This is a genomic window from Lutibacter agarilyticus, assembly GCF_900188235.1.
In the GTDB taxonomy this organism is placed as follows: Bacteria; Bacteroidota; Bacteroidia; order Flavobacteriales; family Flavobacteriaceae; genus Lutibacter; species Lutibacter agarilyticus.
Genome location: NZ_FZNT01000002.1, coordinates 340,101 through 354,290 on the forward strand (window position 1 = coordinate 340,101; position 14,190 = coordinate 354,290).

Here is a 14,190-nt window from a genome sequence, read left to right on the forward strand (position 1 = left end):
GTTGAAAATAAATAATTGAAAAACACTTTGATTGTAGATTCCTGCCTTCGCAGGAATGACAATTTATATTAAAACTACTTCAACAATAACAAATTACAACCTCTAATATCTGAATTATCAAAGCGCCCCAGCACTTCAAAAGTATTATTTGAATAGGTTTTCCCTAAATCTTGTGTAGCAATAAATGAGCAAGAATTTATATTTGCCAAATCAATTACATTGATACCTCCCGATTTTCCTTCAGGTAAAATAGTCAATGCATCTTCCGTATCACGAGTTAGAATTTTCATCCAAGGCGGGCATTCAAAAATTCCGTTTCCTTTTGAATAACCCTGACTCAATAATTCCGTCATACCATATTCTGAATGAATTTCAGTCACTCCAAAACCATCACATAAAATTTCGTGCAATTCTTCTCTAATCAATTCTTTTCGGCGACCTTTCATACCACCAGTTTCCATAACTATGGTGTTTTTTAATTGAAACTTATGAGCTTCAACCAAATCTAACAATGCAAACGAAACTCCAATTAACAGCACTTTTTCACCTTTTTTATCTAATTCAATTAAATTCTGCGCTAATTCTTCCAAATTATTTAAATAAAAGCCACTTTTAGGTTTTTTAGATTGCTGAATCATATCATTCACCATATAGATTAACGATGATCCATCGCGCTCTAAATAAGATGGTAGTAAAGCTAAAACCGTATAATCTTCAATGTTTCCATAAAAATATTCAAAGCCTTTTCTAAAGCTTTCTTCATAAATAGCAACATCAGTAACCAAATGCTTACTTTGTTGCATTCCTGTAGTTCCGCTGCTTAAAAATGTTTGTTGAATGGCATTATTAGAAGCAACAATTTGGTGTGACTTAAAAAATTGAATGGGTAAAAAAGGAATTTCGTTTATGGAATTTACAGCAAAAATATCGGTTTTTAAGTGTGCTAAAAATTCGCGATAAACCGTATTTTTTTGAGCTTGAAATTGAAATATTTCCAAAGCAAATTGTTCAAACTCACTGATACCTTGAATGTTAAAAAATAAATTTCTTTTCATAAAATTGGGAAACGATACAAAAGTAATGTAAATTTACGCAACCTATCACTCTTTTAGGTATCTTATTAATAATTAATAACGCTAGTACGTTGAGTTTAAATAAACTTATAAAACAATGTGCGGATAACGACCCAAAGGCACAAGAACAAATTTATCAGCTTTTTGCAGGTAAATTATTTTCTATATGCCTGAAGTATTCCAAAAACAAACAAGAAGCGCAAGATAATTTTCAAGATGGTTTTGTTACCATTTTTAATAAAATTGGGCAATTTAAGTTTAGTGGATCGTTTGAAGGTTGGATGAAACGCGTTATGATTAACACAGTTTTAGTAAAGTACAGGAAAAAAAACGTGTTAAATATTGTTACAGAAGAGATTCCTGACGAAGTGATTGTTGACATTGATGATGATGAAATTTCATTAGACTTTTTATTAAGTTTAATACAAGAATTACCTGATAGATACCGAATGGTTTTTAACCTTTATGTATTGGATGGGCATTCTCACAAAGAAATTTCAAAAATGTTGCATATTGCAGAAGGCACATCAAAATCAAATTTAGCCCGAGCAAGAGCAATTTTAAAAACTAAAATTGAAACACATCAAGAAAGTCAGCAATCTGTATAAGAATATATAGGTAAAAGTGAGAGATTTAAAAAATATAGATAGAATATTTCAGGAGAAATTAAAAGACTATGAAGTTTTTCCTCCTAATAAATCGTGGAATGCTATTGAAAGAAACCTGAGTAGGAAACAACAAAAACGTAGACTTCCTTTTTGGGCGAAACTTTCAAGTATCGCTGCGCTATTAGTGCTATTTTTTAGCATAGGAACTATTTATTTTATGCCACAAAATAGTATTACAAAAAACTTACTTCCGAAGAAAAATACGATACCTAAAAGAATAATTGATACAGATAGTACTACAAATACTACAACAGCCTCAACAGTTGATTCTTCTAAAAAAGTAAATTCAAAAAGTAAGGTAATACCTTTAAACGCTAACCTTTCTATAGATGTACTCTCAGCTACTTCTAATGAAACAATTGCTAATACATCTATAGCTGAAGAAACAAGTATACCAGAAAAAACGATTAACAGCTTAAATTATCCGAACACCAAACGAATTCCATTTACAGGATATGCTCCAAACGCTAAACTTAACAAAAACATCACAGAAAGTAAATTTACGGTAGCAACTATTTTTGCACCAATTTTTTTCAATTCTTTTGGTGACGGTTCAGGTGTAGATGAGCAGTTTAATAATAATAAAACATCTGGAAATTCATCGTATTCTTACGGTGTTAAATTCTCTTATAAATTAAACAAAAAATTTAGTTTACAATCGGGTGTAAACCTTATTAGCTTAGGACAAACAACAAACAATGTATATGTTACTCCAGGGGTTGCTGTGGTAGGTTTATCTAATGTTTCAAACTTACCAATTTTAGGTAAAGAAAACCCTGACTTAGCAAAAGCAGCATCTAATTTCAACCCCGAAAACGCTGCAAGTTTAAATCAGGTTTTTGGGTATATTGAAATTCCTGTTGAAATAAAATACAATATTACCGATGGTAAAATTGGGGTAAATATAATTGGAGGAGTTAGTACATTACTTTTAAATAAAGATGAAGTTTTTGTTGAAACAACTTCTTTTTCACAAAGTTTGGGTAGTTCAAACAATTTAAGAGATATTAACTTTAGTGGTAATTTTGGTGTTGACGTAGATTACTCAATCTATAAAAATTTGTTTATCAATGTGACTCCAATGCTTAAAGTACAAACAAATACCTTTTCTAAAAATAGCGGGGATATTCAATCGTATTATTTAGGAGTTTATACAGGATTAAATTATAAGTTTTAGTTGGTTTATTATTTGGCTGGTTACCAAATACTGAATGAAGAAAGGCCATTTCAAGTTTGAAATGGCTTTACTTTTTTAACCGTTTTTTATTTGTAGCTTTGTTATATACCAAAACTAAACTATTTGCTTTATGGAAACATTAACCATCCAAAATACGCTGCAAAAATTAAACATACAAAAAATTAATTCAGGTACTTCTACAGGTGCTAATTTCTTTGGAAATGGAGCGGAAATTTCCTCCTTTTCTCCTGTTGACGGAAAACTAATTGGCAAGGTAACTTCAACCACAAAAGAAGATTATGAAAAAGTTGTTAAAACTGCTCAAAGCGCCTTTAAAACTTGGCGGTTAATGCCAGCACCTCAACGAGGTGAAATTGTGCGACAATTCGGTAATAAATTACGCGATTTAAAAAAACCTTTGGGTGAATTGGTTTCTTATGAAATGGGAAAATCACTGCAAGAAGGTTTGGGTGAAGTTCAGGAAATGATTGACATTTGTGATTTTGCTGTAGGCTTGTCTCGTCAATTACACGGATTAACCATGCACTCTGAACGCCCTGGGCACAGAATGTATGAACAATACCATCCACTTGGAATTGTAGGTATAATCTCGGCTTTTAATTTTCCTGTGGCTGTATGGAGTTGGAATACTGCTTTAGCATGGATTAGTGGTGATGTATGTATTTGGAAAGCTTCAGAAAAAGCACCTTTGTGCAGCATTGCTTGTCAGCACATAATTGCTGAAATTTTAAAAGAAAATAATTTACCTGAAGGAATTTCATGCATTATAAATGGCGATTACAAAGTAGGTGAATTTATGACCACAGATAAACGTATTCCTTTAATTTCAGCTACCGGATCTACACGCATGGGCAAAATTGTAGCAAGTACAGTTGGCGAGCGTTTAGGAAAATCGTTGTTAGAGTTAGGTGGAAATAATGCTATTATCATCACCCCTGATGCAGATATAAAAATTAGTATTATTGGTGCTGTTTTTGGCGCTGTAGGTACTGCAGGGCAACGTTGTACTTCAACACGCAGATTAATTATTCATGAATCTATGTACGACTTGGTTAAAAATACCTTGATTGATGCTTATAAACAATTACGAATTGGAAATCCGCTAGATGAACACAACCACGTAGGGCCGCTAATTGATAAAGCTGCTGTAAAAATGTATAAAGCTGCCTTGCAAAAAGTAGTTGAAGAAGGTGGAAATTTAATTGTAGAAGGCGGTGTTTTAAGTGGTGAAGGTTATGAAAGTGGCTGTTATGTAAAACCTGCTATTGCTGAAGCTGAAAATCATTTTGAAATTGTACAACATGAGACCTTTGCACCTATTTTATATTTATTAAAATACACTGGTGGTGTAGAAAATGCCATTGAAATACAGAATGGTGTAAATCAAGGCTTATCATCGGCAATTATGACCAACAATTTGCGTGAAGCCGAATTATTTTTATCACAAGCTGGTTCAGATTGTGGAATAGCGAATGTAAATATTGGAACTTCAGGAGCTGAAATTGGCGGTGCTTTTGGTGGTGAAAAAGATACTGGTGGCGGAAGAGAATCTGGCTCTGATGCTTGGAAAATATATATGCGCCGTCAAACAAATACCATAAATTACACCACCGAATTACCTTTAGCGCAAGGAATAAAATTCGATTTATAAACTAAGATAGGCTGTTTTAAAATTATTGAGAACCGTCATTCTGAATTTGTTTCAGAATCTCATCATCCTAAACACCAAATTGAATGACAACCTGAAACAAGTTCAGGTTGATGAAAATTCTATTTTAAAACAGCCTATTTTTTAATTTCTACCCTTTTCATTTAGGTATAATTTATACGCTGGTTCACTTTGCCAAAATTCCTTAGTATCAACATCTAAAATTGTTAACGGACCTTTTAAAGCAGCAGCAGTATCAATATTCCAAACATTTGCACGTTGTTGTGGTGTGGTTTCATTAATTCTAGATAAAACAGTATGCCCAATGTAAATTTCAGCGTAATGCTTTAATCTTTTAGGGTAATAAACACTATCAATACTTAAATTTTTATCCATTGCCAATACCATTTCCCACAAAGTTCTATCCCAGTAAAAACTTTTAGTAAACGCCTCCTTTTCAACACCATGTTCGTTTGTAAAACCTGCATGTAAAAACAACCTATTTTCAGTATCTAAATAGTAATTTTCTAAACTTTCAAAAAATTGAATATGTACATCAATTGCTCCTTTAGAAAGTGCGCTATAAGAATCTATAGTTGCTTGTCCGCCGTGCAATAACCATTGCGGATTGTGTTTTTCTTTTGTAAGCCAGTTCAAAAATAACTCATCATGATTCCCTTTGATAAATACACAATTATGCGTTGTTTTTAACTGAATTAAATAATTTACAGTAGTGGCAGCATCGCTCCAACCATCAACATAATCACCTAAAAAAATAAGGGTATCGTTAGCAGTTACGTTTGCTCTTTCCATCACTTGTACAAGGGCTCTTAAAGCGCCATGAACATCTCCAATAACCAATGTTCTACTTTTCATAAAAAAAATTAAGCTGCAAAAATAACAATTTAATAATTATTGACTGTATTTTACTTTTCGAAGTACACGAACGGCTTCTTTATATTTAACGTATGTTGAAATATCTGGTAAATTCTTTAAATAGCTTTTTGCCTCCATCAATTTTTGGTAAGCATTTGGAATGTCATTCAACACACAAAGCATATAATTTGTAGGTAATTCTTTTAAATCTAGTTCTTCAAGTTCAGTAAGTGGTAATTTATTCTTTAATTTTTCTAGTATGGCATTGCAACTATTTAAAACGTGATGCAAAATATATACATCGAATTTTGGTGGTTGAAATAAATATTCTACGGCAATATCATGCTTACCATTTTCTTTAAAATGAATTACTGTTTTCTCTAACGGATAATAATCAAATTCTTCTTTAATCCCCAAATATACATATTCAGTAATTCGGAAAGAAGTATGGTTAAATTCAATTTTCACTTCATCTAACGCTGAATAAAACAAACGAACTTGCTCAGTAATCAACTCAATATCAACACGCGAATAAAATATTTTTTTTTCTACTTGTTTCTTTTTTCCTGCCCAACACAAAACAAATTGTTCGTTGAAAACTTTATAAGCTGGGTGGTATTCATCTTTATGCCGTTCCATAAAATCGAATACGCCATCTAAGGTTAATTCAATGTTATTACTGGCATTTTTTTCAATAGCTTCAACAATTGATTTATTGGTGCTTTTTAATTCAAACCGCCCTAAAGTGGACATTGAATTACTGCCTCTTCTATAAAAAATACGGCCTCTTACATATTTCCAAATACCTTTTTTTAAAGAGGTTACTTTGTTAATTGGTCCAATGGTAACCAAACCAACAACTTTGTGCCTTGGTAAGCTAGGGAATGCAATGTTTTCGTAGAGTATTTCAGGAGGATTATTAAGATAAGAGTTAATTAAATTTTGAATTTTACTATCGTCAAAAAAATCGACACCTTCAATTTTATTGAATTGATCTTCAACCCCAACAACTATATAAGAATTATTTTCAGGGTTTGAATTTGAAAGTGCGCATACGTGTTTTAAAAATTTAGCTTTTCCTTCTTTGGTATGTAATGTTATTTTTTGCTTTTTATCATAAAAGCTATTTTCATCATTATGTGCTAATAAATTTTTTACAAGAAGTCGCCTATTAATCATCTCAACAATTATTCTTTGTTTAAAATTGTAGCACTAGCTTGTGCTGTTGGATACACCACTAAATCTTCAATATTTACATGCGCTGGTCTACTTACAACAAAATGAATAATTTCAGCTATATCTTTGGCTTGTAAAGCATCAAAACCTTTGTATACATTGCTTGCTTTTTCTGTATCCCCTTTAAAACGCACTTCTGAGAACTCAGTTTCAACAGCTCCTGGATGAATTGCTGAAACACGAATGTTATGTTTGTTTAAATCTATACGCATCGCTTTATTTAAAGCGTTTACTGCGTGTTTTGACGCGCAATACACATTTCCATTAACATATACTTCTTTGCCCGCTATAGAGCCTATATTTACAACAAAACCGCTATTTCTTTCAACCATTTGAGGCAAAATTGATTTTGAAACATATAACAAACCTTTTACGTTAATATCCAACATTGCATCCCAATCATCTATACTTCCATCTTGAATGGTACTTAAGCCGTGCGCATTTCCAGCATTGTTAATTAAAATATCTATTTTTTGAAATTCCTTCGAAAGTGAAGCAACAGCTTTAAATACTTCTTCTCTATTACGAACATCAAATTGTAAGGTGGTTACTTTTGTTTGTTTGCTTAAGGTTTCTTTTAATTCGACCAATCTATCACTACGTCTTCCGCAGAGAATTAATTGAAACTGATATTTTGCGAAAATTTCGGCGGTTGCTTTTCCTATTCCTGAAGTTGCTCCAGTAATAAATGCTGTTTTATGATTCATGTTTACTTTTTATTTTGAAATATAAAGATACAAAAAAACCATCCCTGCCAAGAGATGGTTTTTGTTAGTTGGTTAAAAAACCAACTAAAATCAACTAACCAAACTTTATTTTCTATTTTTTCTAACTTTTGTTTTTCTTTCTACTTTAGTTCGCTCTCTACCATCAATCCTTACAGCATCTGTTTTAATTTTTCCATCAGGTTTTAAATATTGAATAAAACCTCTTCCAGTAAATTCGTAGGTTGTACCTGATGCATTGTGATATAAACTAATTACTTCATCGTTTATAACGCTCAATTCGAACTCTTCTGTTACGTTAAAATCATAATCTAATGTTAAAATTTTCAGATCATCATATCCGGTTACATTAAACACTTCATAGATTCCTTCGTAATCCCAAATTACATTACCAATATCCGTGCCAATCTCATCTATTGAAGATCCAAATATTGTAATATCATCTTGTGAAAAGTATAAAAAGTTTTCATAATCAAAGTCATTTGGCTCACCTCCAATTACATCTGTTTTTTCCCAACCTTGATATTCTTGTAAAAAATATTCAATGTTATCATAAAACACTTTATCGTAATCAAAATCTCTTTTTTGGTAACCTTCAAGATAGTAAGTAACTCTGTTTCTATTATCAACTAATTTTATACTAGTTGATGATATTTCAACCACATCAAAGTCGTAATAGCCATCTATAATATGATCCACTTCTAAAAATCCATTGTAGGTATCGTAACGTCCTATTTCAATTCCATAACCATTACCCGTAAAACCGAGTCCTACAATATTGTTATTTGCATACAAATAACCATTTCTGAATGAAATTGTAAACGCCATTGATAAAAAAGGAACATTTCCAGGTCCGGTAGTTCTATTGTAGTCTACATACCATAAATCATACCCTGTTACAATTTCTTCAAGTGTTGGTGGATAATATATTGGCTCATTTGAAAGACTACAAGAAGCTATAGTTAATGCTGTTATTATCGTTACAAAAAGTAATTTTATTGATTTCATAATGTTTGGTTTTGGTTGTATTGTATAAAATTCAATTACTATGCCAAAAACAAAATAGTAAAAAAATAAAATTTAAAAACACTATAATTCAATTATTTACGTTTTTCTTTTTTTATTTCAATAAGGCTTGAAATTTTATAATAATTAGTTTTACCCTTTTGAAGATAACTAACAACAGCTTCATTATCATTTAATTCAAAGGGTATTTTTGTTGAAATATCAGGAACTTCGTTTCCAAATTCTTTTCGAGGATCAATATCTAGCTGTAGGTTTTTATTTGTATTTGGTAATACAATACTTACATTATAAGATGTCGTTTTTTTATTCAACTTTAACAAGGCACTTGTATTTCTAAAATATACAGAGTCTAATTTTATTGCTAAATTATCAATTTTAATTGAAACTAGGACGCCATTTACTCCTGGCTGACCACCCAACCATTCGGTATATGTTGCGCTAAGTACTTTAAAAGGAGGATTATTTTCAGAAATTTTTGAAGTTGAACCACAACTTATAAAAAGTAATAAACCTATTACTGCAATTCCTATACTTGTTTTTTTTAAAGTTTTCATAAGTGTATATTAACAAAGTATGTACCAAAATACAAAAAAAGAGCTTATCAGTAATTTGATAAGCTCTTTTTATATGTTTTATTAAGATTTACTACCTAACGTTACGCCTAATTGTTCAAGGCTTCAGCACTTTTTGAAAATTTGACTCCGCTTTGCTTCGTCTAATTATTCAAGGCTTCAGCACCTCCAACAATTTCTAAAATTTCGTTGGTAATTGCAGCCTGACGTGCTTTGTTGTACGTTAATAATAAATCGTTACGTAAATCTGTTGCATTATCCGTTGCTTTGTGCATAGCTGTCATACGAGCACCATGTTCTGAAGCAAATGAATCTCTAATAGATTTATATAATTGTGTTTTTAATGACTTAGGAATCAATTCTAATACGATTTCTGCTTTTGATGGCTCAAAAATATAATCAGCATTTACGGTAGATTCTCCTTCCATTGGTGCAATTGGTAAAAATTGCTCAATAGTTTCAATTTGAGTTGCAGCGTTTTTAAATCGGTTATACACCAATTCAACTTTATCATAGTGCCCTTCAGCAAATAAACTCATAATTTTTTCAGCAATAACAGCTACGTTATCAAAAGTTAAATCGTCATAAATTTCGTTATGATTTTCAACAACTGTAAAGGTTTTTGATAAAAGGTCGTTTCCTTTTTTACCAATAGTTAACAAATCAACTTGTTTTCCTTTATAGTTATCTTTTACATTTTTGACTGTTGCTTTAATTACTGAAGAATTGAAACCACCACACAAACCTCTGTTTGAAGTAATTACAACCAATAATACTTTTGAAACTTCTTTTTGTTCAGAATATACTCCGCCTACTTCGCCTTCTAATGTTGCACTTAAACTTTGTAAAAGTTCTGTCAACTTATCAGCATACGGACGCATTTGTGTAATTGCATCTTGGGCTTTTTTCAACTTTGCTGCCGATACCATTTTCATGGCACTGGTAATTTGCATTGTTGATCCAATGGATGTAATTCTGTTACGTATTTCTTTTAAGTTTGCCATTTTAATTTTATTTGTCATTCCGCACTAAATGCGGAATCTTTATATATGAACTTCAAATCATGAGATTCCCGCGAAAGCGGGAATGACAGTTTATGTTTTATGCGTATTTAGCTGAAACTTCTTTTGCAGCACTTGTTAAAGTGTCAGTAACCTCATCGGTTAATTTTCCTGCTTTTAAAGTATCTAATGTATCTCTATGTTTTGCATTCAAATATTGAATGTAGTCTGTTTCAAACTCTTTTACTTTTTCAACAGGAACTTCTCTTAATAAGTTTTTAGAACCAGCATAAATAATAGCAATTTGGTCTTCAACTTTAAAAGGATCTGCTTGCGCTTGCTTTAAGATTTCAACATTACGTTTTCCTTTTTCAATTACGTTTAAAGTTGCAGCATCTAAATCTGAACCAAACTTAGCGAACGCTTCTAGCTCACGGTATTGTGCTTGATCTAATTTTAAAGTACCTGCTACTTTTTTCATTGATTTAATTTGTGCGTTACCACCTACACGAGATACTGAAATACCTACGTTAATAGCTGGACGTACACCTGAGTTGAATAAATCTCCATCTAAGAAAATTTGTCCGTCAGTAATAGAAATTACGTTTGTTGGAATATATGCAGAAACATCACCCGCTTGTGTTTCAATAATTGGTAAAGCTGTTAAAGAACCTCCACCTTTTATTTTTCCTTGAAGTGAATCAGGAACATCATTCATTTGAGCAGCAATGGTATCATCATTAATAACTTTTGCAGCACGTTCTAATAAACGAGAGTGTAAATAAAATACATCTCCAGGATACGCCTCACGTCCTGGTGGACGACGTAATAATAATGAAATTTCACGGTAAGCAACTGCTTGTTTAGATAAATCATCATACACAATTAATGCAGGACGACCCGTATCTCTAAAATACTCTCCAATTGCAGCACCTCCCATTGGAGCATATACTTGCATAGAAGCAGGGTCAGATGCATTGGCTGCAACAATAGTTGTATACGCCATAGCTCCTTTTTCTTCTAATAAATTTGCAATACCAGCAACCGTAGATGCTTTTTGACCAATTGCAACATATATACAATATACTGGAACACCAGCATCATAAAATTCTTTTTGATTGATAATCGTATCAATAGCAACTGTTGATTTACCAGTTTGACGGTCACCAATAATAAGTTCACGTTGACCTCTACCAACAGGAATCATTGCATCAACAGCTTTTACACCCGTTTGTAATGGTTCTGTTACAGGCTCACGATAAATAACACCAGGTGCTTTACGCTCTAATGGCATTTCAAAAGTTTCACCTTGAATTGGTCCTTTACCATCAATAGGAAGACCTAAAGTGTTAACCACACGACCAACAATTCCTTCACCAACTTGTAATGAAGCAATTCTCTCAGTACGTTTTACGGTAGAACCTTCTCTAACATTTTTTGAATGACCTAATAAAACAACCCCAACATTGTCTTCTTCTAAGTTCAATACAATTCCTTCTAATCCATCTTCAAATTCAACTAATTCACCGTATTGTGCGTTTGCTAAACCGTATACACGTGCAATACCATCACCTACTTGTAAAACTGATCCTACTTCATCTAAAGAAGCTGAACCGTCGAATCCTGCTAATTGTTGTTTTAAAATTGCTGATACTTCAGCTGGTTTTATTGATGCCATTTTTTATTGTTTTTAAAACTATTTATTGTTTTTTAAAATCGAAATTTAACTTTCGTTTTCAAATTGTCTTTTTAATACTTGTAATTTATTTGCAACACTTGCATCGTATTGAACATCGCCAATACGTAATATAAATCCACCAATAATATCTGGATTAATTACATTTTCAATGGTTGCATCTTTTCCTGTAATTTCTTTTACTTTACTTAACACTTGTTTTTGTAAAGCTGCAGTTAAAGGTATTGCTGAAGTAACTTTAGCTACTTCAATTCCCTTTAATTCATCAAAAAGAAGGTTGTATTTTTTTGCAACATCTTTTAAAATAGGTAATCTTTTATTTTCAATTAAAAGGTCTATTAAACCAAAAGATAAACTTGATATTTTTGTTGAAAAAACTTCTTTTAAAGCTGCTTTTTTAAGGTCTGATTTTAAAATTGGGCTGTTTAGCAACAATTGTAAATCTGTATTTTCGTTAATTGTATTTGCAACTAACAACATATCATTGTTTACTTCAACTTCTTTATTTTGTTCAAGTGAAAAACTTAATATTGCTTTTGCATAACGTACTGCTGCTCTAGATCCGCTCATTTCAATAATTTAGCTAATAGTTACTTCTTTTAACATATCTTCAACAAGTTTTTCTTGTTTACTTTTGTCTGCTAATTCACCTCTAACTACTTTTTCAGCAATGCCTATAGACAATTCGGCTACTTGATTTTTTAAATCTGCAATAGCTGCTTGTTTTTCAGATTGAATAGTAGCTTGAGCTTGCTCTACAACTTTGTTTGCTTGTACTTGAGCTTCTTCTTTAGCTTCAGCAATAATACCTTCTTTCATTTCGCGTGCTTCTTTTAAAAGGGTATCACGCTCAATACGTGCTTCTTTTAATATACGAGCATTGTCAGCATTTAAGTTTTGCATTTCTTTACGCGCATTTTCAGCTTCGTCTAATGCATCTTTAATACCTTCTTCACGTTCTCCAACCGATTTTAAAATTGGTCCCCAAGCAAACTTTTTTAATAAAAGCACTAGGCCTACAAATAAAATTAATTGCCAGAAAAATAATCCTAAAGAAAACTGTTCTATTAACTTGTCCATTCTGTATATTTTATTTTTTTAATTAATAGTTTAAACAATAGCTACAACCAACCGTTGTAGCTATTTGTTTGTTTTGTTATGCAGCAAATAAAGCAGCAAATCCAATACCTTCAATTAACGCTGCTGCAATTAGCATCGCTGTTTGAATTTTTCCTGAAGCTTCTGGTTGACGTGCAATAGCGTCCATTGCTGAACCACCAATTCTACCGATACCTAATCCAGCACCGATTACGATTAACCCTGCTCCTACGAAATTTAAACCTGTCATAATATATATATTAATTAATTAAACATTCAATTTTAGTGATCATCATGTTCTTCAACAGCTGAACCGAAATAAAGTGCTGATAACATAGTGAAAATATATGCTTGTAGCGCTGCTACCAATAATTCAAGCAAAGCTAATGCAAATGCTAATCCAAAAGATAATGGACTACCAATCCAACTTTTGAAAATAAACATTAGTCCAATAATACTCATTAATACAATGTGCCCCGCTGTAATGTTTGCATACAAACGAATCATTAATGAAAATGGCTTAATAATAGTACCTAACAATTCAATAGGTGCTAAAATTATTTTCATTGGACCAGGAACACCTGGCATCCAAAAAATGTGTTTCCAGTAATTTTTATTTGCTGTAAATGTGGTTAATAAATAAGTTATTAAAGCTAATGCAAAAGTTACTGCAATATTGTTTGTTACGTTTACTCCAAGTGGTGTTAAACCTAATAAGTTAATAATCCACACAAAGAAAAATACGGTTAACAAATAACTCATGTATTTTTTGTAATGTTTTTTACCAATGTTTGGAATGGCAATATCATCTCTAATATACATGATGATAGGCTCTAACATACGTCCGAAACCTGTAGGCATTAAATTGTTTTTTTGGTATGATTTTGCCATACGGCTAAACATAAAAAACATGAATAAACCAACTAAGAAAATAACTGTTACGTTTTTAGTAATAGAAAAGTCTAATGGTTTTGTATTTGTAGGATGTTGATGATCGTCTAAAGTAATCGTTCCGGCAGCATCAGTTTTGTATATTTTATTGTGAAATACTTTGTAGTAATTTCCATCAACTTCGGCTACAGTTTCACCGTGGTGAAATTTTGAAGAAGAAAAAACTTTCAAGCCACCATCAATTAAAATTACAGGTAGTGGAAATCCAAAATGTTTGTGTTCTCCTTCATCAGTAGTCCATGAAAATAAACCAAAATCGTAAGAGTCTAATAAGTGATGATTAATGTATTCTTTAATTTCAACTTTAATATCTTTTTCGTCAGAATTGTTTTCTTCGGTAAATTCTTGTGCAGATACTGTATTTGTTATTACAAATAGTAATAACACAAGTATTTTAATTAATCTATTTCTATACATAAAAG

General features: G+C 31.8%; 15 protein-coding genes. 3 read left to right on the forward strand and 12 right to left on the reverse strand.

What is annotated here, in order from left to right; all coding sequences use genetic code 11:
* Positions 1–74: 74 nt before the first annotated feature.
* Complete coding sequence (locus tag CHB67_RS04170) at positions 75–1,055, reverse strand: LuxE/PaaK family acyltransferase (RefSeq protein WP_089380484.1); 981 nt, start codon at positions 1,053–1,055, stop codon at positions 75–77.
* An 89-nt stretch (positions 1,056–1,144) separates the two neighbouring features.
* On the opposite strand from CHB67_RS04170, the gene CHB67_RS04175 reads away from it, so the two are divergent.
* From CHB67_RS04175 to amaB, 3 genes are all read left to right on the forward strand, one after another.
* On the forward strand, positions 1,145–1,681 hold the full coding sequence (locus CHB67_RS04175) for an RNA polymerase sigma factor (protein ID WP_089380485.1): 537 nt from the start codon (positions 1,145–1,147) through the stop codon (positions 1,679–1,681).
* 16 nt (positions 1,682–1,697) lie between these two features.
* The gene (locus CHB67_RS04180) at positions 1,698–2,918 is read left to right on the forward strand and encodes an outer membrane beta-barrel protein (protein WP_089380486.1); all 1,221 of its coding nucleotides are present in this window, start codon (positions 1,698–1,700) and stop codon (positions 2,916–2,918) included.
* A gap of 130 nt (positions 2,919–3,048) precedes the next feature.
* Positions 3,049–4,590 (forward strand): L-piperidine-6-carboxylate dehydrogenase, encoded by a 1,542-nt coding sequence (gene amaB / locus CHB67_RS04185; protein ID WP_089380487.1) that lies wholly within the window; start codon positions 3,049–3,051, stop codon positions 4,588–4,590.
* Between the two features lie 141 nt (positions 4,591–4,731).
* On the opposite strand, the gene CHB67_RS04190 is transcribed toward amaB, so the two are convergent.
* The 11 genes from CHB67_RS04190 to atpB form a co-directional block, all read right to left on the reverse strand.
* Positions 4,732–5,463 (reverse strand): metallophosphoesterase, encoded by a 732-nt coding sequence (locus CHB67_RS04190; protein WP_089380488.1) that lies wholly within the window; start codon positions 5,461–5,463, stop codon positions 4,732–4,734.
* Between the two features lie 36 nt (positions 5,464–5,499).
* Positions 5,500–6,642 carry an ATP-binding protein gene (locus CHB67_RS04195; protein WP_089380489.1) on the reverse strand — a complete coding sequence of 381 codons (1,143 nt, stop codon included), beginning with the start codon at positions 6,640–6,642 and terminating at the stop codon, positions 5,500–5,502.
* Positions 6,643–6,650: 8 nt separating this feature from the next.
* Positions 6,651–7,406 carry an SDR family NAD(P)-dependent oxidoreductase gene (locus CHB67_RS04200; protein WP_089380490.1) on the reverse strand — a complete coding sequence of 252 codons (756 nt, stop codon included), beginning with the start codon at positions 7,404–7,406 and terminating at the stop codon, positions 6,651–6,653.
* Positions 7,407–7,511: 105 nt separating this feature from the next.
* Complete coding sequence (locus tag CHB67_RS04205) at positions 7,512–8,432, reverse strand: hypothetical protein (RefSeq protein WP_089380491.1); 921 nt, start codon at positions 8,430–8,432, stop codon at positions 7,512–7,514.
* Between the two features lie 92 nt (positions 8,433–8,524).
* A complete protein-coding gene (locus CHB67_RS04210) occupies positions 8,525–9,004 on the reverse strand; it encodes a hypothetical protein (RefSeq protein WP_089380492.1) in 480 nt (159 codons plus the stop codon).
* 161 nt (positions 9,005–9,165) lie between these two features.
* Complete coding sequence (gene atpG / locus CHB67_RS04215) at positions 9,166–10,026, reverse strand: ATP synthase F1 subunit gamma (RefSeq protein WP_089380676.1); 861 nt, start codon at positions 10,024–10,026, stop codon at positions 9,166–9,168.
* A 97-nt stretch (positions 10,027–10,123) separates the two neighbouring features.
* The gene (atpA, locus tag CHB67_RS04220; RefSeq protein ID WP_089380493.1) at positions 10,124–11,701 is read right to left on the reverse strand and encodes a F0F1 ATP synthase subunit alpha; all 1,578 of its coding nucleotides are present in this window, start codon (positions 11,699–11,701) and stop codon (positions 10,124–10,126) included.
* Positions 11,702–11,746: 45 nt separating this feature from the next.
* Positions 11,747–12,289: an ATP synthase F1 subunit delta gene (gene atpH, locus CHB67_RS04225; RefSeq protein WP_089380494.1), complete on the reverse strand. Its 543-nt coding sequence runs from the start codon at positions 12,287–12,289 to the stop codon at positions 11,747–11,749.
* Between the two features lie 9 nt (positions 12,290–12,298).
* Positions 12,299–12,799 carry a F0F1 ATP synthase subunit B gene (locus tag CHB67_RS04230; protein ID WP_089380495.1) on the reverse strand — a complete coding sequence of 167 codons (501 nt, stop codon included), beginning with the start codon at positions 12,797–12,799 and terminating at the stop codon, positions 12,299–12,301.
* A gap of 76 nt (positions 12,800–12,875) precedes the next feature.
* Entirely contained in the window at positions 12,876–13,067 is a 192-nt protein-coding gene (atpE, locus tag CHB67_RS04235) for an ATP synthase F0 subunit C (protein ID WP_089380496.1), read from the reverse strand.
* A 32-nt stretch (positions 13,068–13,099) separates the two neighbouring features.
* Positions 13,100–14,185: a F0F1 ATP synthase subunit A gene (gene atpB / locus CHB67_RS04240; protein WP_089380497.1), complete on the reverse strand. Its 1,086-nt coding sequence runs from the start codon at positions 14,183–14,185 to the stop codon at positions 13,100–13,102.
* Positions 14,186–14,190 lie beyond the last annotated feature (5 nt).